We start from the raw sequence: 21,497 nt of genomic DNA on the forward strand, positions 1-21,497 counted from the left end.
CTTTGAACTCTACTACATAACTCATAAAATTTTATATCATGAAAAAAAAGAATCTTAGATCTTTAAATCTAAACAAAAGAAATATTTCAATTTTAGATGCTCATAAAGTTTCTGGTGGAGCCATTAATCACTCAACCGTAGGACCTTGTTATCCTTCTTACAACTGTCCGCCACCACCTCCAGAAAAAAGTAAACGTACAAATCCATGTGAAATATAACATTACTTTTCATGCAACAGCGAACTTCGGTTCGCTGTTCTTTTGATAATTCCTAATTTGTTTGTTTCAAAATTCAAATCATCAAAAATTATTTTGTAAAAGTCACTTTTAAATTTAAAGTTCAACATTTATAATTTAACATTAAAAACACTCTTTTTTGTTAAATACGGGATTCCCGTTTTGAATTGGATAGTAAATAGTTGATTTTTGCATTTCAAACCAACCAAATTTAGCAAATGTCTCAATTTATAAAGCTTGTTTTTTTAGTTCTTTTTTCGAGTGTTTTCACAGTAAGTGCTCAACAAAAAACATCACTTTCGTACTATGTACCACAAGGAGTTACGTATAACCAAAACATTCCAACACCACAAAGCGTGATTGGTCATGAAGTTGGAAAATGGCACGTAACACATGATAAATTAGTCATGTACATGAAAGTACTTGCAAATAGTTCTGATCGAATTACCTTGGAAGATCGCGGAAAAACCTTTGAAGATCGTCCATTATTATTATTAACGATTACTTCGCCTAAAAATCATCAAAATATAGAGACGATTCGAAAAAATCATGTTTCATTAACGGAAACGAGCGGACAAAACGCAGATGTTTCCAATATGCCAATTGTGGTGTATCAAGGATTTTCCATTCATGGAAATGAAGCTAGCGGAAGTAATGCAGCGTTGCTGCTTGCATATCATTTGGCTGCAGCCGAAGGAACTCAGATTGATAATTTGCTAGAAAATACCGTTGTTTTATTAGATCCATCGTTTAATCCTGATGGTTTACAGCGATTTGCGGGTTGGGTAAATATGCATAAAAGCGAACATTTGATTACCGATCCGAACGATAGAGAGTTTGCCGAAGCTTGGCCACGCGGACGCACGAATCATTATTGGTTTGACATGAATAGAGATTGGTTGCCTGTGCAATTGCCAGAATCGAGAGCGCGGATTAAATCGTTTCACCAATGGATGCCGAATATTTTGACAGATCATCACGAAATGGGTTCCAATTCGTCGTTTTTCTTTCAACCAGGAATTCCTTCGCGAACACATCCATTAACACCACAAATGAATCAAGATTTAACGAAAGAAATTGCAACCTATCACGCAAAAGCTTTTGACAAAATCGGTTCCTTATATTATACAGAAGAAAGTTTTGACGATTTTTATTATGGAAAAGGTTCTACGTTTCCAGATATTAATGGAAGTATCGGAATTTTATTTGAACAAGGAAGCGCACGCGGACACGTTCAGGAAAGTGAAAATGGTTTGATTACTTTTCCATTTGCGATTCGCAATCAATTTACAGCCGCTTTGTCTACCCTAGAAGCTGCTCAAAACATGCGAACGTCTATTTTAAAGTATCAGCAACAATTTTATAAAGATGCAAAACGCGAAGCAACTTCAAATTCCTCGAAAGCGATTGTTTTTGGAGATGAAAAAGATATTGCAAAAACGTATCATTTTGCAGAGATGTTGCAACGACACCAAATTACGTTTCATGAAGTAAAAAATGATTTTACACAGAACGGAAAAACGTATAAAAAAGGTGCAAGTTTTATTGTTCCAACCAATCAACGTCAAAGCCGATTGATTAAAGCAATGTTTGAGAAACGCACGAAATTTCAAGATAGTTTGTTTTATGATGTTTCTGCGTGGACATTACCCTTAGCGTTCAATTTGTCGCACGATGAATTGGGTTCTATTTCAAATGCAGGAAACAAAGTTACGGACTTAAAAGCGCCAAGCGGAATCGTTAATGGACGTGGAAATTATGCGTATTTGTTTGAATGGAATGAATATTATTCACCAAAAGCATTAGCACTCATTAAAGCGAAAGGATTGCGCGCAAAAGTTGCCATGAAACCGTTTACACTTGAAGGTGTAAATTATGATTACGGAACAATTATGATTCCTGCGCAAAATCAACGATTAGATGCGCAACAAATGAAAAAGTTTTTAACGTATGTTGCCAACAAAAGTCACTTGAATATTACCGCAGTTTCTTCTGGTTTAACCGAAGGAATCGATTTGGGAAGTAATAATTTTAAAGCGATCAAACAACCAAAAATTGCAATGCTAATTGGCGATAATATCAATTCGTATGATGCTGGAGAAATTTGGCATTTGTTCGATCAACGGTATGAAATTCCATTGACAAAACTTGATGTTCGCAATTTTGGTCGAATGAACATAGATAAATACACACATATTATTTTACCAAATGTTTCTTCGCTATCGAGAGAACACACCAGTAAATTGAAAACTTGGGTGAAAAGTGGCGGAACGATTATTGGATATCGCAATGCAAGTCGTTTTTTAAGCGATAAAAAATTCATTACACTCGATTTTAAAAAGACAGAGCTTGATGCAAAAAATGTTTCGTTTGAAGACAGAAGAAATCACAATGGTGCACAAGTGATTGGTGGTGCAATTTTTAATACAAAAATCGATCGTTCACATCCGATCAACTTTGGCTATTTACAAGACGAATTGCCAATGTTTAGAAACACTACGTTATTCATCACGCCCAATGAAAAAAGCTATAATAATCCTATTCAGTACACAGATAATCCATTGTTAAGCGGATATATTTCAGAGGAAAATTTAGAAAATTTAAAAAATACCGTTCCGTTTCAAACTTCTAGAATGGGAAGCGGACGCGTGATTGTTTTTACAGACAACACTAACTTTAGAGCCTTTTGGTACGGAACGAATAAGTTGTTGATGAATGCAATTTTCTTTTCGGATATGATGTAAATCTAGTTATGAGTTATGAGTTATGAGTTAAATTAAACATTTAGCATTTAAAATCTATATGTTTACGAAACCTTTAAACCATTTGGGATTTTTGCAGAAGGTTGCATTAAAATGACATCATCGCCATCAACTGCACCCATTACTAGACATTCTGAAAAGAAGTTCGCAATTTGTTTTTTGGAAAGTTAACGACAGCCATAATTTGTTTGCCAATTAATTCTTCTATTGTGTAGCGTTTGGTAATTTGCGCAGATGATTTACGAATTCCGATTTCCTTTCCAAAGTCAATTGTGAGTTGATATGATGGTTTTCTGGCTTTTGGAAAATCGTTCACTTCGATAATAGTTCCAATGCGCATGTCTACTTTTTCAAAATCGTTCCAAGTTAAATCTCCCATTGTATTTTTTTGAGTAAATTTACCCTTTTAAAAACAATATTTCAAATGGCACTTACACCTTCAAATATGCTTCCTTTGGGAACAACAGCTCCAAGTTTCACTTTAATTGATACAATTACGGACAAACCAATTTCATTAGAACATACAAAAGGAACACACGGAACGGTTGTTATGTTTATTTGCAATCATTGTCCGTTTGTGATTCATGTAAATGAAGGAATTGTAAAATTAGCCAACGATTATCAAGCGAAAGGAATTGGTTTTGTTGCAATTTCGAGTAATGATGTTGTCAATTATCCCGCGGATGCGCCATATTTAATGAAACTGAACGCACAGAAACATCAATTCCCGTTTCCATATTTGTATGATGAAACACAGGAAGTTGCCAAATCGTATGATGCAGCTTGCACACCTGATTTTTATATTTTTGATAATGATTCGAAATTAGTATATAGAGGACAATTAGATGATTCGCGTCCAAATAACGGAATTCCTGTTACTGGAAATGATATTCGTACCGCTTTAGATGCGTTACTGAATGGAGAAAAAATCTCAGAAAGTCAAAAACCTAGTATTGGTTGTGGAATTAAGTGGATTCAGTAGGAGTTTATGAGTTTATGAGTTTATGAGTTTATGAGTTTATGAAAAAAATAATTCTTTAGTTTATAACTAATCACCTTTTCGAGTGAAATTCGATAGAATTTTGTGTCGAGAAATAATTTAAAATTCAGCATTTAAAATTTCACTTCCAACCTTCACGAATCATTAATTGTTCAATATGTGCATAATGATGATTACAATGCCACGCGTAGATTCCGATGTTTTCCTTGAGACTTACTTTTTCATTTCCATCCGGATGAATAAAAATTTGCTCTAAATCTGCAACTGTTAATCCTTTTAAAAAGTACGTCCACTTTGCGTGTAATGCCTTTAGAGAATCTAACGAAAGTTTGATGGGCGCAGTTTTACTATCAAATAGCTCAGCCCAGCGATCTTCGTAATAGGTTTTAATTACAGGTTGATCTTCCGTTAGTGTCCATTTGAATCGTGTGTAACTATTGTGATGGCTGTCAGCTAAATGATGAATTACTTGCCGGATTGTCCAACCGCCAGGGCGATATGGCGTATTTAATTGTGAAGGCGAAAGATTTGTAACTAAATTTTCTAATAGTACAGGGAAATTTTCTAAAATAGTAATCCAATTTGAAATATGTTCAGCGGTTATTATAGTTGGAATTTGAATTTTTCCGATAGGATATTTTAATTTTTCTAAATCCATATTTTATAATTGTATAAAAAAACGCTCTGAGATTTTCAGAGCGTTTTGTATTATTTATTTTACATCCATTAGTTCTACATCGAACATTAACGTAGCATTTGGTGGAATAGCGCCGCCGCCAGCTCCTCTTTCACCGTACGCTAAATGTGGAGGAATTACAAATCGAGCCTTATCTCCTACTTTCAATAAAGCGATACCTTCGTCCCAACCTGGAATTACATTTCCTTGTCCTAATGGAAAATCAATTGGTTTATTTCTTTGGTATGAAGAATCAAAAACGCCACCATCAGGAAACATTCCTTTATAGTGTACAGAAACCGTTTTTCCTTTTTCAGCTTGCACGCCGTCTCCATTTTGAATTATTTTATAACGTAATCCACTTTCAGTTGCATCAAAACCTGTTGCGATTTCTGCTAATTCTTTTTCTTCTTTTTCTTTTGCTGCTTTGATGCGTGCTGCTTTTGCTCCATCAAATAAACGGAATGCTTCTATAGCATTGAAAGCTTCTGCATCAGCTCCAACACGAATAATTTCAACTTTATCAATATGATCACCTTGTGCGATTGTATCAACAATTTCTTGTCCATGAAAAACATGACCAAAAACGGTATGTTTTCCGTCTAACCAAGGAGTTGGAATATGTGTAATAAAAAATTGACTGCCATTAGTTGCTGGTCCGGCATTTGCCATAGATAGAACTCCTGGTTCGCTATGTGTCAATTCTGGATGAATTTCATCATCGAAAGTATATCCAGGACTTCCTGTACCAGTTCCTTGTGGGCAACCACCTTGAATCATAAAATCTGGAATAACTCTATGAAACTTTAATCCATCATAATACGGAGTTCCTTGTGGCTTTGCATTATTTTCTAATTGTCCTTCAGACAAAGCAACAAAGTTACCAACTGTTCCTGGTGTTCTTTTATAAGTTAAATTTACTAAGATTTCTCCTTTACTCGTATGTAGTTTTGCGTATAAACCGTCTTCCATTATATATATTTTAATTTAAAGTGCGAAGATACGCATCAAAATACAATTACAAAATACACTGTTGAAAATAATCTTTTTAATAATAGTATTGGAATCCCATATTTATTTTATCGAAAAACCGTAGCGAAACCAAATTTTTTGACTTTAACTTGATTTAAGAATCAAGTTAAAAATCTGTTTAATTTCAATTGCTGATTATCAGATAGTTAGCTTGATTTTAAATTTAAAATTTAGTGAAAACAATTTAACTTTTGGGTGTTAACAAGAATAAGAGAGTTTTCATTAAAATAAAAAAGAAGCTTATTTTTTTGTGAAAATATGGTTTTATAAAAGAAGTCTATTACGGTAATAGCTTAAAAAAATCATTAAAAAAATGACTTTTCATAGTAGTAGGAAAAAATGAGTAACAAAATAACTAGTAACTAACTTAATTAAAATTTAAAAAGATGAAAAAAGTATTCGGATTATTCGCATTATTATTAGTAGTAAACTTAGGATTTATAGCATGTGAGCCAAACAGCACTTCTGATGCAGGAGATGATACTATATTTGAAAATGTAACTGGAACTGGAGATGAAGAAGATCCAGAAGTTGACAGAGGTCAAGGTAGTGGACAAGGAAATTAATCAACCATATTTCGTTTAAATATAAAAGCCTTCCACCGGAAGGCTTTTATATTAAATAAAAAAAAGATAAATTTGTGACAAACACCTACTTATTTTGATATTCAAAACCAAAGAAAAATATTGTCTACTTTTTATACTATTTTTATGTAATGTACTAATTTCTCAAACGAGTAAAAGAATTTTAGACTTATCAAACATTTTTAAAGATAGAAGTCTTTCATTTGAAGTTAAAAAAGATTCTTTAGACAAGGCATATAGAATAGCACAAAGAGAATCAAATGACTCTTTGAAAAACGTGTATTATTCTAAATTATCTTATGCATATTACAGAATTAATGATGAATTCATGTTTAAAAAAGTAAACAAAGAAGGCGTCTTGTTATCTACTAAACTTAAAGATTCTATTACGCTTGGCGACCATTATTGGGACATGGGTGCTTTTTATAAAAAGAATAAAAAGCTTGATAGTGCTTACTATTTCTACAACAACACAAAAAAAATATTTAGTAGTATAGGTGAACTAAAAAAAGTAGCTTCCATATGGTTTAATATTGGACAAATTCAAAAAGATGTTAGGGATTATACAGGAAGTGAAATTGCAATCATAAATGCCATCGAAATATTTCAAGATCAAAAGGATTATAATAGTTTATATAATTGTTATAACCTTCTTGGCATCATATATAATAATTTAGAAGAGTACGAAAAAGCTATTAAATGTTATAAAGATTCACTAGAATATCTCAGAAAAAGTAGTAAGGATGACATAAGAGAAGCTACTATTTTAAATAATATAGGTATTGTTTACAGAAATTTAGGCAATCATGCTTTGGCTATTAAAAAATACAAAGAAGGATTAAATTATGATAGTATTTATTATAAAAATACTAGACTGTACGCAACATTGACAGATAACTTGGCATATTCAAAATTTATATTAAATGATCATGATGATTTACCTGATCTATTTTATAAAGCTTTGCACATTAGAGACAGTCTCAATATTTCCGTAGGACTTCTTATTAATAAAATTCACCTTTCGGAGTATTATCTTCGACAGAAAGATACCATACAAAGTTTAAAATTTTCAACGGAAGCAATGGTATTAGGAAAAAAAATTAAATCATATGATCACCTTTTAGATAATTACAAACTGCTTGCAAAAATAGAACCTAACAATAGTAATAAATACTTGAATGAGTATATAAAACTCAACGATAGTTTAGTTATCTACGAACGTGGTATCCGGAATAAGTTTGCTCGTATCAAGTTTGAAACAGATGTGGTTATAACTGAAAATAAAAAATTAAGCATTCAAAACACTTGGATTGTTGCTACTTCAACAGCACTGATTTTCTTTGGCTTCCTTATTTATGTAATTACGCAACAGCGAACTCGTAATAAAGAACTCGAAATGGAACAGCAACAACAGCGTGCCAATGAGGAGATTTACAACTTAATGATTGATCAGCAAGATAAAATTGAAGAAGGAAGAAAACGTGAAAAAGAACGGATTTCTCTCGAATTACACGACGGAATCCTTGGAAGATTATTTGGTACACGACTCAGCTTGGGAAGTTTGAATAGTAAAGATGACTTGAGTTCAAAGAAAATGAGAGAACAATATATCTATGAACTTCAAAGCATTGAGGAAGAAGTAAGGAATATTTCGCATGAATTAGGGATCGATAATTTCAATTCTACAACGAGTTATAGCACAATGATTGCAAATCTCTTGGAGGAACAGTCGAAAATAACTAACTTTAAATATATAATTGAAGATGATGATCGTATTGTATGGACAGATATTCCAGGGCATATTAAAATAAATATCTATCGAATTGTACAAGAATCTATTCAAAATATCAATAAATATGCGCAAGCAGAAAACGTAATACTAGATTTTAAAAAGAATGATGATCATATTATCCTTACCATTAAAGATGACGGCGTTGGTTTTGACCAAGAAAAAAGAAGTAGCGGTATAGGACTTAAAAATATGAAATCAAGAGTAGCTTTACTTCATGGACAATTTACTATAAATTCAATTCCAGGTAAAGGAACCTCTATTAGTGTTGACGTTCCTATGACGTAGAACTTAACCTTACATATGAAAGATATAAAAGTATTAATTGTAGATGATCATCCAATGATCATCGAAGGCTATAAAAATGCCTTACTCGGCATTAACTCCGATGAAATGACACTACGGATTGATACATCCGACAGTTGTGACGGTGCATTTAGCAAAATTAAAAATGCATCTACTGGAACTCCGTATGATGTCGTTTTTTTAGATATAAAATTACCTCCATCAAGTGATGGGAAAATTATTTCAGGAGAAGATTTAGGAATTAAAGTAAAAGAACTACTTCCAGACGCAAAAGTTGTGATTCTAACAATGTTTAATAATAACTTCAGAATTCACAATATTCTCAAAAACATTAATCCAGATGGTTTCTTAGTAAAAAGTGATGTAACTTCCGATGAATTAATGCGTGCGTTTCAAGTAGTATTGACCGATCCGCCATATTACAGTCATACAGTAACAAAATTACTTCGTACGCGAATTATCAATGAAGTTGTCTTGGATGATATTGATCGTAATATCCTATTCCACCTTTCGAAAGGAATAAAAACAAAAAACTTAACAGAATACATTCCACTATCACTTGCAGCAATAGAAAAGCGCAAACGACACTTAAAAGAAGTATTTGATGTAGAAAAGAAAGGTGATGAATCACTTTTAGAACAAGCCCGAAATACTGGTTTTCTATAAAAAATTTAAAACAATAAAAAAGCTGTTTGATATTACTTCAAACAGCTTTTTTTAATTTTGACAACTTGTTGTGTCGTATGTTAATTTGCTACATCACTGATAAATTTGATCCGATACAAACGTAATTCTTCATCGTCGTAATCGCCATCAAACTCCTCCATTGCAGCAGAAATTTTGTCATTTTCAGATTCTATAAAATATTCATGAATTTCTTCTTGTTGGTCTTCATCTAAAATATCATCAATCCAATAGCTTATATTTAGCTTAGTTCCACTGTAAACAATTTGCTCCATTTCTTTAATGAAATCAACCATTTTAAGACCTTTTGAAGCTGCAATATCATCTAGCGGAAGCTTTCTATCAACATTTTGAATAATGTATAATTTTAAACCAGAATTAACTCCAGTGCTTTTTACGATTAAATCATCAGGTCTAAGAATATCATTTTCATCAACATACTTTTTGATGAAATCGATAAAGTCTTTACCATACTTCTTTGCTTTTCCATCTCCTACGCCATGAATATTCTTCATTTCATCAATCGAAATAGGATATTTCAGTGCCATATCTTCCAAAGAAGGATCTTGAAAAACCACAAACGGCGGAACTCCTAAGCGTTTGGCTACTTTCTTCCGCAAATCTTTCAACATCGTCATCAATTTTTGATCTGCAACGACACCATTTCCTTTTGAAGCGGTAATAATATTATTATCATTTGCATCAATAAAGTCATGATCTTCCGTCATCATAAATGATTCAGGACTTTCTATAAAAGCTTTCCCTGCGTCTGTTAACTTGATAACGCCGTACGTTTCAATATCTTTTCGAAGATAACCAGCAACTAAGACTTGACGAATTAACGCCATCCAATATTTATCATTGAATGCGTTTCCTAACCCAAAAAAAGGTTGTAAATGCGTTTTATGTGATTTAATCAATGCATTTTCATTTCCAATCAATACATTGACAACATTACGCGATTTATACGTCTGTTTTGTATCTTGAATCGTTTTTAGCAACTTAACTACTTGATCTTGAGCTTCTACTTTCTTTTTCGGAAAACGAACATTATCGTCCATCTCTGCTCCTTCTCCATCATCTGGAAATTCTTCACCGAAGTAATGTAATATAAATTTTCGCCTAGAAATAGAAGTTTCTGCATACGCAACCACTTCTTGTAAAAGCGCATGTCCAATTTCCTGTTCTGCAACAGGTTTTCCAGACATAAATTTTTCTAACTTTTCAATATCTTTATAGGAATAGAAAGCCAAACAATGACCTTCACCGCCATCTCTTCCAGCGCGTCCAGTTTCTTGATAATAACTTTCAATACTTTTTGGAATATCATGATGAATCACAAATCGAACATCAGGTTTGTCAATTCCCATACCAAATGCAATCGTTGCAACCACGACTTCACAGTCTTCCATCAAAAACATATCTTGATGTTTGGCGCGTTTTTTTGGATCCAATCCAGCATGATATGGAACTGCATTCACTCCATTTACCTGAAGTACTTGCGCTAATTCTTCTACACGTTTACGACTCAAACAGTATATAATTCCGCTTTTACCATCATTTTGCTTTACAAAGCGAATAATATCTGCATCTACATTCTTTGTTTTTGGGCGTACTTCGTAATATAAATTAGGTCTATTAAACGACGCTTTAAACGTTTTTGCATCTGACATTCCTAAGTTTTTAAGAATATCTTCTTGCACTTTTGGGGTCGCGGTCGCTGTGAGTCCAATAATTGGAATATTATCTCCAATTTTTCCAATAATACTTTTAAGATTTCTGTATTCGGGACGAAAATCGTGTCCCCATTCTGAAATACAATGGGCTTCATCAACTGCCATAAAAGAAATTTTAACAGTTCGTAAGAACTCTACATTTTCTTCTTTAGTTAATGATTCTGGTGCGACATACAACAGTTTTGTAACCTTATTTGTAATGTCTTCTTTTACCTGTCTGATTTCTGCTTTGGTAAGCGAAGAATTCAATACATGTGCAATACCGTCCTGAGAAGATATTCCTCTGAGCGCGTCTACTTGGTTCTTCATTAGGGCAATTAGGGGAGAAACAATAATAGCAGTTCCTTCTGTCATTAACGCTGGCAATTGGTAACATAAAGATTTACCACCGCCCGTCGGCATAACTACAAAGGTGTTTTTATTGCTGATGATGCTTTTAATAACTTCTTCCTGTAGTCCTTTGAATTGACCGAACCCGAAGTGCTTCTTTAGTTCCTTATATAAGTCAATTTCTACTAAACTCATTCTATCTTTTTACTATTTTACATACATTTGCATACACTAAAGATACTATTTTCTTTAGTAACAACAATTTTTTAAATTTATTCATTTTGAAATATAAAGATAACATTATTAGTGTTGCCAAGCAAACCGTTCAAACAGAATGTGATGCGATCCAAAATTTAATTCCTTTAATTGATCATGAGTTTGCAGAAGCTGTCTCATATATCTATGAATCTAATGGAAGAGTTGTCGTTACAGGAATTGGGAAAAGTGCCAACATAGCCACAAAAATCGTTGCAACACTGAATTCCACAGGAACACCAGCAATTTTTATGCATGCCGCAGATGCAATTCATGGTGATTTAGGAATCATTCAAGAACATGATACTGTAATTTGTATTTCAAAAAGTGGTAATACTCCCGAAATCAAAGTGTTAGTTCCTTTGATTAAGAATAGTAACAATAAATTAATCGCAATTACATCCAATAAAGAATCATTTTTAGGCATACAAGCCGATTATGTATTGCACGCGTACGCGGAAAAAGAAGCATGTCCAAACAATTTGGCGCCAACAACAAGCACAACTGCACAGTTAGTTTTAGGAGATGCATTAGCGGTTTGTTTATTAGAACTAAGAGGTTTTTCAAGCAAGGACTTTGCAAAATATCATCCAGGTGGTGCTTTAGGGAAAAAATTATACCTACGCGTAAGTGATTTAGCTTCCGTGAATCAAAAACCAAAAGTATACGAAGATAGTTCTGTAAAAGATGTCATTATAGAAATTTCCAAAGGAATGATGGGCGCAACTGCCGTTATTAATGAAACAAATGAAATTATTGGAGTCATTACGGATGGAGATATTCGACGTATGTTAGCTGATAATGATTTTATTGGCGACTTGAAAGCTACAAATATTATGTCGTCCAATCCAAAACGAGTTGAAAACGATGCAATGGCGGTTGAAGCCTTAGAAATCATGGAAGACAACGGAATTTCACAATTAATGGTAGAAGAGGCTGGAAAATACAAAGGAATCGTACATTTGCATGATTTAGTAAAAGAAGGAATCTTATAATGGGGAAAAACAAAAACGAAATGTCATTCTTAGATCATTTAGAAGAACTAAGATGGCATCTTATCCGCAGTTTTGCAGTCATATTTATCATAGCGTGTGTTGTATTTATATACATAGAACCTATTTACGACAATTTATTAATTGTACATTTAGATGGAACTTTTGTAACCTATCAGTTTTTCTGTGATTCTTTTCAATTAATAGGTCTCGATAGCGACTTTTGTTCACTAACATTTGATGATGACTTGGTCAATATTGATGTTACGGGTCAGTTTACCATGGCAATTTGGACAGCGTTAATTCTAGGGTTAATTCTTGCCTTTCCGTATGTTTTATATGAAATGTGGCGATTCATCGCTCCTGGGTTAAGTCCAAAAGAACGCGGAAAATCAAGATGGTTTATCTTCTTAGCTTCATTCCTATTTTTCATCGGATTATTATTTAGTTACTACGTAATTATGCCAATGTCATCGTATTTTTTCTATAACTTTAAGATTACTGATCAGATAAAAAATACAATTTTAGCACAATCGCATATTAGCCTATTAACAAACACATTACTAGGGATTTCATTGGTATTTGAATTACCACTAGTCATCTATTTCCTATCAAAATTAGGATTAATCACACCTGCATTCTTACGCAAGTATAGAAAACATGCGCTTGTTGTCGTTTTAATTCTTTCCGCTATTATTACGCCGCCCGATGTTGCCAGTCAAATTGTGGTAGCGATTCCAATAATGCTGCTGTACCAAGTAGGAATCATCATATCAAAAAGAGTTGAGAAAAATTTAAAAAAGAAATTAAAAAATGAGCAATCAAGTAGAGGAATTTAATACATATCGTGCTAAAATGAATGATAAAATTTTAGCAGACAATAACAAAGTAATCAAACGAATCTTTAACTTAGATACAAATGCTTTTTCAGAAGGTTCTTTAGATGTAAAAACTAAGGAATTACTAGGTTTGGTAGCTTCTACTGTATTGCGTTGTGATGATTGTGTAAAATATCATTTAGAAGCATGTTACAAAGAAGGTTTGAGCAAAGAACAAGTGATGGAAACCTTAAGTATTGCAACTTTAATTGGAGGAACAATCGTAATTCCACATTTACGCAGAGCCTACGAATATTGGGAAGCATTAGAAGAACAATCGCAAAATTAGATTTTAGACCGCTTTGCTACTAGAATTTAGATCGCTTCGCTGTTAGAGTTTAGATAAGATATAGATTTAGCGACGTTAATTTAGTATTAAAAAGTATCAGTGTTCTACTGAAAATAGTATTTTTACGCTGTTTAATGAACAAAATATATGATTTTAAGAGCCGATAGTATCATGAAGTCCTACAAAGGACGAAAAGTTGTAAAAGGAATTTCATTGGAAGTAAATCAAGGAGAAATTGTTGGTTTACTAGGTCCAAATGGAGCTGGAAAAACTACTTCTTTTTACATGATTGTAGGATTGATAAAGCCTAATGGCGGAAAAATCTTTTTGGACAATATGGAAATCACCAATTATCCAATGTACAAACGTGCGCAAAACGGAATTGGTTATTTGGCGCAAGAAGCTTCTGTATTTAGAAAACTAAGCATTGAAGAAAACATTTTAAGTGTATTACAATTAACCAAACTATCAAAGAAAGAGCAAGTCATGAAAATGGAATCGCTCATTGAAGAGTTTGGTTTAGGTCACATTCGTAAAAACCGTGGCGATTTATTGTCTGGTGGAGAACGAAGACGTACTGAAATTGCACGTGCCTTAGCAACAGACCCTAGTTTTGTATTGTTGGATGAACCTTTTGCTGGTGTTGATCCAGTTGCAGTAGAAGACATTCAGCGAATCATTGCACATTTAAAAAATAAAAACATTGGAATTTTAATTACCGATCACAACGTACAAGAAACATTAGCGATTACCGATAGAACCTATTTAATGTTTGAAGGAAACATATTAAAAGCAGGAAAACCAAAAGAATTGGCTGAAGATGAAATGGTTAGAAAAGTGTATTTAGGACAAAACTTTGAGTTGCGAGAAAAGAAACTCGATTTTTAAATCTAATAAATTGAATTGAATCTCTTTAACAAACCGCTCCTACTTTGTCTAAAGCGTGAATTCTAAAAAAGTTAATTTTTTTTACATAAAAGTATTCGTTACTTTTGTTAAGATCATTAGTGGTTAATTTCACTAAGATTGCAAGGAGAAATTATGAAAGTTGTACAAAAAATAAAAGAAATTACCATAGCATCACTGTTCGTTGTAACATTGGTGTTGCCTTCTTTGATACAGTTTTCACATCAATTAACGGAAGATCACGAGTACACTTGGTGTAAAGAACAAAAAGCACACATTCATGAAGGCAATCTGCATTGTGATTCGTGTACTTATCACTTTACAAATTTCATTTATGAAGTTACAAGTCTTCCAAAATTAGAATTGCCTCCAATAATTTTCAAAACAACATTAGGCTCCACTACGCCTCTATGTAATTATGCACCGCTTACGAGCAAACAATTACGTGCACCACCAATCTTTTCTTGATTTAAAACATTTTAAAACATTTTATTTTTTAATTAAGAATTTACATGCGTAAATATATCTATATATTACTGCTATGTAGTGGACTTTTTGCAAAAGCACAAGAAAATTGCAATTTTACACTGACTGGTAAAGTAATTGATTTACATGATGATTCTGTGCTTCCAGGCGCAACGCTTATTATCGCCGGATTTGAAAAAGTAACGCAGTCCTCAATTGATGGAACGTTTGCTTTTACGAAACTCTGCGAAGGAACGTACTCAATCCAAATATCACACCCTAATTGTGCAACACAAGCTTTTAAAGTGAAGGTTTCTGGTAATACGGAAAAAAACTTTCGTTTAGAACATCACTTAGAAGAGCTAAATGCAATTACGTTAAATGCTTCAATTTATGGAAGAAAAACCAAAACAAATTTCGAGCAAAAAATAACGGAAAAACAATTAGATCGTTATAGTAATGGCTCTTTAGGAGACATTTTAAATACGTTGAGTGGTGTTTCTTCTCTCAATACAGGAAATGCTGTAGTAAAACCTATTATAAATGGTGTACACAGTAGTCGTATTGTTGTGATGAATAATGGTGTCCGAATGGAAGATCAAGAATGGGGAGCTGAACACGCTCCAAGTGTTGATGTGAATGCTATCGGTAATATTACCCTTATTAAAGGTGCTGGTTCCTTAAAATATAGTGGTGATGCCGTTGGTGGGATCATAATTACAGAAGCTTCCAAAATTCCTGTAAAAGATACAATATATGGAAAAACGCTCATGTCTGCCGCAACAAATGGTCGTGGCGGAATTTTGACATCTACACTTACCAAAAGCTACCAGAATGGTTGGTATGGTTCAGTACAAGGAACGCTAAAACGCTACGGCGACTATGAAGCTCCAGATTATGTACTGAGCAATACGGGTGTTTTTGGTCGAAACATTGCTGCCAGAATTGGGATCAATCGTTTTGATTATGGTGTAGAAGCGTATTATTCTTTCTTTAAAAATGAAATTGGCATTTTGAGTGCGTCGCACATTGGCGGTGCAAGTGACCAAGTGCGTGCCATTAATAGTGGTATTCCATTAATTATTAGAGATTTCACATATAAAATAGACGCTCCAAAGCAAGATGTAACACATCATCTATTTAAAATACGTGGATTTAAAAACTTTAAAAAATTAGGGAAAATTAGTTTCCAATACGATTTTCAACAAAATAACCGTTTGGAATTCGATGTGCGACGTGGTGATGATACTGATAATGCATCATTAGATTTAACACTGAATTCACATACAATACGTCTTGACTTAGATACAAACAATACTGATCTTTTTAACCTGAAAACTGGTTTGATGACGCAATATCAAGAAAATATTGCCAACCCAAATACAGGTGTCAGAAGATTAATTCCAGATTATGAACGAATTAATGTTGGAATTTATGGTATTGCCGATATATCTATTAATGAGAATTGGTTGGTAGAATTTGGCGGTCGTTTTGATTATATTCATATCGATGCGCAAAAATTTTACCGCACTTCTTTTTGGGAAGACCGAAACTATGATGAATTAATTCCTGATATTATTGTAGAAGAATTTGGAAACCAAATTTTGACAAATCCAAAACTAAACTTTTCGAATGCTTCCGCAACATTAGGTATTCGCTATACATTTAATGATCAATACAAACTATTTGCTAATTATTCGTTGGTATCTCGCGCACCAAATCCATCAGAATTATTTAGTGAAGGTTTGCATCATTCCGCATCGCGCATAGAATTAGGAGATGTACGTTTCAATTCGGAAATCGCACACAAAGTGTCATTAACATTGCAAAAAAAAGGAACTGTCTTTGGTTTTTCAATCAATCCATATATCAATTTAATCAATGATTTTATGATCATTGAACCAACAGAAATTCAACAAACCATACGTGGCAACTTCCAAGTATGGGAATACCGACAAACTGATGCTCGCTTATTAGGAGTTGACATTGACGCGTCACTTGTATTCACGAAAAATTTGAATTTCTTTCATCAATTTTCAATGGTAAAAGGATATGACAGAACATTAGATCTTCCTTTGATAGACATTCCACCTGTAAATATTACAAATGGCTTAGTATATCAAAATAGTAATTTTAAAAACTTCAGATTTGAAGTCAAAAGTGAATATACATTTAGACAAAATGAATTCCCAGACAATAATTTTGAAGTTTTCATTCCAGAAACAAATACCCAAGAATTGGTAGATGTAAGTACGTCACCAGACGCATACCATTTACTACACTTAAATTCTAGTGCTGATTTTAAGCTCAGTAAAACATCTATGCTAAATGTTGGTGTATCTGTTTCAAACATATTCAATACTAATTATAGAAATTACTTAAACCGTGTGCGTTATTATGCAGATGATTTGGGTAGAAATTTTTCAATCAATTTAAAAATAACGTATTAAAAAAAGACAACTATGAATACATATAAATTTTCAACTTTAGTAATTATTACCCTATTTAGTTCACTCTTTATCGCATGTTCTAGTGATGATGACGCTCCAGTTCCTGTGAATGAAGAAGAACTGATTACAACCGTAACAGTTACATTAACGCCAACTGGTGGTGGAACAGCAATTACATTAGAATCAAGTGATTTGGATGGAGATGGACCAAATGATCCAGTAATTACTGTGTCTGGTGATTTAGCCGCAATGACAACCTATAACGGAGCTGTAGTTTTGTTAAACGAAACGGTTACGCCTGCGGATAATATTACGTCGGAAGTACAGGCGGAAGCTGAAGAACACCAATTTTTTTATACAACAAACGCAAGCTTAGATTTGACAACATCAAATTATGATCTTGATGCAAATATGAATCCGTTAGGAATTACTTTCGATTTAACAACTGGCGCAGCAAGCACTGGAACATTTACAGTAACCTTACGTCATGAGCCAACAAAACCAAATACAGGTTTGGCAGATGCAGGTGGTGAAACGGATATTTCATCAACGTTTACGGTAACTGTGCAGTAATGTTTTGTTATAAATAATAACATCAAATTTCATAAAAAAGGCGGTATTCTAATTAAAGAATACCGCCTTTTTCGTGTTTTATAATTAATATGAATTCTATATAATTTTATAAAGAGAACCTTCTAATTTTTCAAGAATACATTCATATAAAACTATAATACTAATTAGTTTTTACTTTTTCTATATCTGATAATTCCGTGAATTGTCAGATACTTAATTATTATTACTAGCACTACTCTACTACTTTAGCTTCATTATTAATTTTAAAACTCATTATTATGAAAGCATTAAATCAACTTGCACACTACCAAATCGAAAACGCTCAATTAATCGTTGGCGGTTTCATTGGTGCTACTGATGGAGACATCTAAAACTTTAAAGCGAACTTCGCGGTTCGTTTTATTTTTTACTTCTTAATAATCGAAAGTACTACGTATAGCAAAATAATAATCGGAATGGCTAAAAAGTGTAAAAAGAGTAATAATGCAATACATATTGCTAAGAAAATATACTTTACAGCATTGTTTTTAAAGCTCCAATCTTTAAATTTTAAGGCAAATAACGGAATGTTTGCATTGAGTAAATAACTACTTACTAAGGTCATTCCCACTAAAAACCATTTGTTTAAAATGATCGCATCCACAATTTCACTTCCTTGATACATTAAAATTAATGGCAAAGAGATGATTAATAAGGTATTTGCTGGAGTTGGCAATCCGATAAACGATGAGGTTTGGTTTTCATCTATATTGAATTTTGCCAAGCGATACGCAGAAGCAAGCGCAATTAAAAGTCCAAACAACGGCAATAATTGTACTTCATTTTGAAACCAATGCCACGAATCTGACCAAGAATGTCCGTCGTTCACTTTCTCGTGTATATCTAAGGATCTGTTAAATAATTGATACATGAAAATTCCGGGAACAACACCACTGGTTACCATATCTGCTAACGAATCTAGTTGTAAACCCAATTCACTTTGCACCTTCAACAATCTGGCTGCCAGGCCGTCAAAAAAGTCAAAAAATATTCCTAAAAACACAAAAAATGCGGCAATTTCTAATTGATTTTTCACCGCAAAAATTACAGCCAAACAACCGCAAAATAAATTTAATAAAGTGATAAAGTTTGGAATGTGTTTCTTGATATTCATGTATCTGATTTTTTGTAAAAATAATTAAAGTTTATAAACTCCACTGAAAAGAAGTGAAAATGTTCTGTGAATCCATACAATATCTGTGTATTTTTTGAGTTTATTAGGTTAGAAAATTGCATCTTTGTATAAAAAATTACACTCTTGAAAAAGTCATTAGTTCTCCTCTTTATAATAATTACCCACCAAGCGTACAGTCAATCTGTTGCTAAGTATTCCAATGAATTTATGAATATTGGTGTTGACGCTGCCGCTTTTGGTATGGGAAATGCCGTTGTTGCTAATATTAATGACGTAAATTCTGGATACTGGAATCCTGCGGGATTGATCGGTTTGGAAGACAAACAAATGGCGTTAATGCACTCTAGTTATTTTGCAAATATTGCTTTGTATGATTATGCTGCGTTTGCAATGCCAATTGACGATAGAAGTGCTTGGGGAATTTCATTAATTCGTTTTGGAGTTGATGATATCTTAAATACTACACAATTAATTGATAGTCAAGGAAATATTGATTTTAATAGAATCAGCCTCTTCTCTACTGCCGATTACGGAATTACGTTTTCGTATGCACGAAAATTGCCCGTACAAGGATTAAATTATGGAATTAATGCCAAAGTAATTCGTAGAATTATTGGGGATTTTGCTTCTTCTTGGGGATTTGGATTTGACTTAGGAATTCAATTTAAACATAAAGATTGGAAATTTGGTTTGATGGCACGTGATATCACGACAACATTCAACACGTGGAGCATTGATGAAGATTTATTCAGCGCTGTAAGCGATCAAATTCCAACACAAGATTTACCAGAAACTACCGAAATTACGATTCCTAAATTACAATTCGGAGTTGCGCGATCATTTACGTTTAGTTATGATTATACCTTAACGGCGGAAGTGGATTTAAACATGCGTTTTGCAGAAACAAATGACATCATTTCTACTTCGTTTGCAAGTATTACGCCTGCTGTCGGACTTCAATTTGCCTATACCGATTTGGTATTTTTACGCGCTGGCGTTGGAAATTTCCAAAACGAAAACAATTTTGGTTCTGAATCGTTGACGTTTCAACCAAATATTGGAATTGGTTTTAAATACAAAGGAATTCAAGTTGATTACGCGTTGACAGATATTGGTGATCAAAGCGCAGCTGTGTATTCAAATGTATTCTCATTAAAAATCGATTGGAGCTTATTTAGATAATGAAAAAAGCGAGTCTACTTCTACTCTTTTTATATGCAGGAATGCTGTTTGGGCAAGAAGCAAATCGTGTAAAAATATCTTCAGAAGCCTATTTTTCAGTCATAACTTGTAGTGCTGGCGAAGAATTGTACTCTTCCTTTGGACATAGCGCATTTCGTTTCCAAGATCCTGTGTATGGTTATGATATGGTTTACAACTACGGAACCTTTGATTTTGACACACCTTTATTTTATGTAAAATTTGCACGCGGAAAACTTCCGTATCAACTTGGCAGAAGTAGTTTTAAAAGATTTATATATACCTATAAACAAGAAAAACGTTGGGTAAAAGCCCAAGTGTTAGATTTCACTCCGGAACAAGTCCGACAGTTATTTGAATACTTAGAGAATAATTACAAAGAAGAAAACAGGAATTATAAATATGATTTCTTCTTCAATAATTGTGCGACGAAAAAAAGAGACATTATTCAAGAGAATTTTGGAGATGCATTTATTTTTAATGAAGATCATTTAACCGAAGAAAATAGCTTTAGAGATTTAATTCACGCTAACTTAGATTCCAATTCGTGGTCAAGTTTCGGAATTGACATTGCTTTAGGAGCTGTCATTGATAAAGTTGCGGAACCGAAAGAATACCAGTTTTTACCCGAATATGTTTTTAAAGCGTTTGCGAATGCCACAAAACAAGACGGTACTCCATTAGTCAAAGAAACCAATTTGATCTTAGAAGCGCCTGAAAACGCTGCTACAAGCAAAAATATACTATTTAGTCCATACATAATATTCTCCATCTTACTATTGATTGTTTTGATCATTACTTTTCTTGATTATAAAAACAGTAAACGCACACGCTGGCTAGATTTCACCATATTATTAGTCAATGGAATCGCTGGAATTGTGATTCTATTACTTTGGTTTGCTACTGACCATACCGCGACATACACAAACATGAACGTATTCTGGTTGTTTGCACCAAATGTATTGTTTGCGTACAAATTCTTAGCTAAAAAACAAGAATGCAAAGCATTGTGGAGACATTCTGCTTTTTTGTTGGTATTACTCGTTGTATTAACTTTCTTATGGCTGATAGATTTTGAACAGTTTGCGTTAGCCGCTATTCCCTTATTGATTGCGTTGGCAGTTCGGTATGCGTATTTGACGTATTACTTTTTGAGGTTGAAGGAAGTGTAAGTATGCAT

General features: G+C 33.3%; 19 protein-coding genes and 1 pseudogene. 15 read left to right on the forward strand and 5 right to left on the reverse strand.

What is annotated here, in order from left to right; genetic code table 11:
• Window positions 1-38 precede the first annotated feature (38 nt).
• Both H2O64_RS10460 and H2O64_RS10465 read left to right on the forward strand, forming a co-directional pair.
• Window positions 39-218, forward strand: coding sequence for a hypothetical protein (locus H2O64_RS10460; RefSeq protein WP_187562141.1), 180 nt, complete (start codon window positions 39-41; stop codon window positions 216-218).
• Between the two features lie 236 nt (window positions 219-454).
• Complete coding sequence (locus H2O64_RS10465; RefSeq protein ID WP_187562142.1) at window positions 455-2,980, forward strand: M14 family metallopeptidase; 2,526 nt, start codon at window positions 455-457, stop codon at window positions 2,978-2,980.
• A gap of 62 nt (window positions 2,981-3,042) precedes the next feature.
• Here the strand turns inward: H2O64_RS10465 and H2O64_RS10470 are convergent.
• A pseudogene (locus H2O64_RS10470) lies at window positions 3,043-3,377 on the reverse strand (tRNA-binding protein).
• Between the two features lie 45 nt (window positions 3,378-3,422).
• Between H2O64_RS10470 and H2O64_RS10475 the strand changes: the two are divergent.
• Window positions 3,423-3,980 carry a thioredoxin family protein gene (locus H2O64_RS10475; protein WP_187562143.1) on the forward strand — a complete coding sequence of 186 codons (558 nt, stop codon included), beginning with the start codon at window positions 3,423-3,425 and terminating at the stop codon, window positions 3,978-3,980.
• Between the two features lie 139 nt (window positions 3,981-4,119).
• On the opposite strand, the gene H2O64_RS10480 is transcribed toward H2O64_RS10475, so the two are convergent.
• Window positions 4,120-4,656 (reverse strand): YfiT family bacillithiol transferase, encoded by a 537-nt coding sequence (locus H2O64_RS10480; RefSeq protein ID WP_187562144.1) that lies wholly within the window; start codon window positions 4,654-4,656, stop codon window positions 4,120-4,122.
• Window positions 4,657-4,710: 54 nt separating this feature from the next.
• A complete protein-coding gene (locus H2O64_RS10485; RefSeq protein ID WP_187562145.1) occupies window positions 4,711-5,646 on the reverse strand; it encodes a peptidylprolyl isomerase in 936 nt (311 codons plus the stop codon).
• A 446-nt stretch (window positions 5,647-6,092) separates the two neighbouring features.
• On the opposite strand from H2O64_RS10485, the gene H2O64_RS10490 reads away from it, so the two are divergent.
• From H2O64_RS10490 to H2O64_RS10500, 3 genes are all read left to right on the forward strand, one after another.
• Window positions 6,093-6,272, forward strand: coding sequence for a hypothetical protein (locus tag H2O64_RS10490; RefSeq protein ID WP_187562146.1), 180 nt, complete (start codon window positions 6,093-6,095; stop codon window positions 6,270-6,272).
• A 94-nt stretch (window positions 6,273-6,366) separates the two neighbouring features.
• Window positions 6,367-8,367, forward strand: coding sequence for an ATP-binding protein (locus H2O64_RS10495; protein WP_187562147.1), 2,001 nt, complete (start codon window positions 6,367-6,369; stop codon window positions 8,365-8,367).
• A 15-nt stretch (window positions 8,368-8,382) separates the two neighbouring features.
• A complete protein-coding gene (locus tag H2O64_RS10500) occupies window positions 8,383-9,051 on the forward strand; it encodes a response regulator (protein ID WP_187562148.1) in 669 nt (222 codons plus the stop codon).
• A gap of 80 nt (window positions 9,052-9,131) precedes the next feature.
• Here H2O64_RS10500 and H2O64_RS10505 read toward each other — a convergent pair whose 3' ends face one another.
• The gene (locus H2O64_RS10505) at window positions 9,132-11,330 is read right to left on the reverse strand and encodes an ATP-dependent DNA helicase RecQ (RefSeq protein WP_187562149.1); all 2,199 of its coding nucleotides are present in this window, start codon (window positions 11,328-11,330) and stop codon (window positions 9,132-9,134) included.
• 86 nt (window positions 11,331-11,416) lie between these two features.
• Here H2O64_RS10505 and H2O64_RS10510 point away from each other — a divergent pair, with 86 nt between their 5' ends.
• The 7 genes from H2O64_RS10510 (at window position 11,417) to H2O64_RS10540 (ending at window position 17,943) form a co-directional block, all read left to right on the forward strand.
• Window positions 11,417-12,385 (forward strand): KpsF/GutQ family sugar-phosphate isomerase, encoded by a 969-nt coding sequence (locus H2O64_RS10510; RefSeq protein ID WP_187562150.1) that lies wholly within the window; start codon window positions 11,417-11,419, stop codon window positions 12,383-12,385.
• Window positions 12,386-12,405: 20 nt separating this feature from the next.
• Window positions 12,406-13,221 carry a twin-arginine translocase subunit TatC gene (gene tatC / locus H2O64_RS10515; RefSeq protein ID WP_317173824.1) on the forward strand — a complete coding sequence of 272 codons (816 nt, stop codon included), beginning with the start codon at window positions 12,406-12,408 and terminating at the stop codon, window positions 13,219-13,221.
• Complete coding sequence (locus tag H2O64_RS10520; protein ID WP_187562152.1) at window positions 13,196-13,549, forward strand: carboxymuconolactone decarboxylase family protein; 354 nt, start codon at window positions 13,196-13,198, stop codon at window positions 13,547-13,549. Before tatC ends, H2O64_RS10520 begins: the two co-directional genes overlap by 26 nt.
• 147 nt (window positions 13,550-13,696) lie before the next feature.
• The gene (gene lptB / locus H2O64_RS10525) at window positions 13,697-14,437 is read left to right on the forward strand and encodes an LPS export ABC transporter ATP-binding protein (RefSeq protein WP_187562153.1); all 741 of its coding nucleotides are present in this window, start codon (window positions 13,697-13,699) and stop codon (window positions 14,435-14,437) included.
• 153 nt (window positions 14,438-14,590) lie between these two features.
• Window positions 14,591-14,923 (forward strand): hypothetical protein, encoded by a 333-nt coding sequence (locus tag H2O64_RS10530; RefSeq protein ID WP_187562154.1) that lies wholly within the window; start codon window positions 14,591-14,593, stop codon window positions 14,921-14,923.
• Window positions 14,924-14,967: 44 nt separating this feature from the next.
• Window positions 14,968-17,370 carry a TonB-dependent receptor gene (locus tag H2O64_RS10535; protein ID WP_187562155.1) on the forward strand — a complete coding sequence of 801 codons (2,403 nt, stop codon included), beginning with the start codon at window positions 14,968-14,970 and terminating at the stop codon, window positions 17,368-17,370.
• Between the two features lie 12 nt (window positions 17,371-17,382).
• Window positions 17,383-17,943, forward strand: a complete 561-nt coding sequence (locus H2O64_RS10540; RefSeq protein WP_187562156.1) for a type 1 periplasmic binding fold superfamily protein — start codon at window positions 17,383-17,385, stop codon at window positions 17,941-17,943.
• Between the two features lie 406 nt (window positions 17,944-18,349).
• Here H2O64_RS10540 and H2O64_RS10545 read toward each other — a convergent pair whose 3' ends face one another.
• Window positions 18,350-19,096: a CDP-alcohol phosphatidyltransferase family protein gene (locus tag H2O64_RS10545; RefSeq protein WP_187562157.1), complete on the reverse strand. Its 747-nt coding sequence runs from the start codon at window positions 19,094-19,096 to the stop codon at window positions 18,350-18,352.
• Window positions 19,097-19,240: 144 nt separating this feature from the next.
• Here H2O64_RS10545 and H2O64_RS10550 point away from each other — a divergent pair, with 144 nt between their 5' ends.
• Both H2O64_RS10550 and H2O64_RS10555 read left to right on the forward strand, forming a co-directional pair.
• Window positions 19,241-20,299, forward strand: a complete 1,059-nt coding sequence (locus H2O64_RS10550) for a putative type IX sorting system protein PorV2 (RefSeq protein ID WP_187562158.1) — start codon at window positions 19,241-19,243, stop codon at window positions 20,297-20,299.
• Window positions 20,299-21,489 carry a lipoprotein N-acyltransferase Lnb domain-containing protein gene (locus H2O64_RS10555; protein WP_187562159.1) on the forward strand — a complete coding sequence of 397 codons (1,191 nt, stop codon included), beginning with the start codon at window positions 20,299-20,301 and terminating at the stop codon, window positions 21,487-21,489. The genes H2O64_RS10550 and H2O64_RS10555 overlap by 1 nt, the downstream gene beginning before the upstream one ends.
• Window positions 21,490-21,497 lie beyond the last annotated feature (8 nt).

It is taken from the genome of Kordia aestuariivivens (assembly GCF_014397005.1).
GTDB classification, from domain to species: domain Bacteria; phylum Bacteroidota; class Bacteroidia; order Flavobacteriales; family Flavobacteriaceae; genus Kordia; species Kordia aestuariivivens.

Excerpts from the sequence above, each read along its gene's own strand:
- H2O64_RS10460 (WP_187562141.1), top strand. The coding sequence starts at position 39 with ATGAAAAAAAAGAATCTTAGATCTTTAAATCTAAACAAAAGAAATATT.
- H2O64_RS10465 (WP_187562142.1), top strand. The coding sequence starts at position 455 with ATGTCTCAATTTATAAAGCTTGTTTTTTTAGTTCTTTTTTCGAGTGTT.
- H2O64_RS10475 (WP_187562143.1), top strand. The coding sequence starts at position 3,423 with ATGGCACTTACACCTTCAAATATGCTTCCTTTGGGAACAACAGCTCCA.
- H2O64_RS10480 (WP_187562144.1), bottom strand. The coding sequence starts at position 4,656 with ATGGATTTAGAAAAATTAAAATATCCTATCGGAAAAATTCAAATTCCA.
- H2O64_RS10485 (WP_187562145.1), bottom strand. The coding sequence starts at position 5,646 with ATGGAAGACGGTTTATACGCAAAACTACATACGAGTAAAGGAGAAATC.
- H2O64_RS10490 (WP_187562146.1), top strand. The coding sequence starts at position 6,093 with ATGAAAAAAGTATTCGGATTATTCGCATTATTATTAGTAGTAAACTTA.
- H2O64_RS10500 (WP_187562148.1), top strand. The coding sequence starts at position 8,383 with ATGAAAGATATAAAAGTATTAATTGTAGATGATCATCCAATGATCATC.
- H2O64_RS10505 (WP_187562149.1), bottom strand. The coding sequence starts at position 11,330 with ATGAGTTTAGTAGAAATTGACTTATATAAGGAACTAAAGAAGCACTTC.
- tatC (WP_317173824.1), top strand. The coding sequence starts at position 12,406 with ATGTCATTCTTAGATCATTTAGAAGAACTAAGATGGCATCTTATCCGC.
- H2O64_RS10520 (WP_187562152.1), top strand. The coding sequence starts at position 13,196 with ATGAGCAATCAAGTAGAGGAATTTAATACATATCGTGCTAAAATGAAT.
- lptB (WP_187562153.1), top strand. The coding sequence starts at position 13,697 with ATGATTTTAAGAGCCGATAGTATCATGAAGTCCTACAAAGGACGAAAA.
- H2O64_RS10530 (WP_187562154.1), top strand. The coding sequence starts at position 14,591 with ATGAAAGTTGTACAAAAAATAAAAGAAATTACCATAGCATCACTGTTC.
- H2O64_RS10535 (WP_187562155.1), top strand. The coding sequence starts at position 14,968 with ATGCGTAAATATATCTATATATTACTGCTATGTAGTGGACTTTTTGCA.
- H2O64_RS10540 (WP_187562156.1), top strand. The coding sequence starts at position 17,383 with ATGAATACATATAAATTTTCAACTTTAGTAATTATTACCCTATTTAGT.
- H2O64_RS10545 (WP_187562157.1), bottom strand. The coding sequence starts at position 19,096 with ATGAATATCAAGAAACACATTCCAAACTTTATCACTTTATTAAATTTA.
- H2O64_RS10555 (WP_187562159.1), top strand. The coding sequence starts at position 20,299 with ATGAAAAAAGCGAGTCTACTTCTACTCTTTTTATATGCAGGAATGCTG.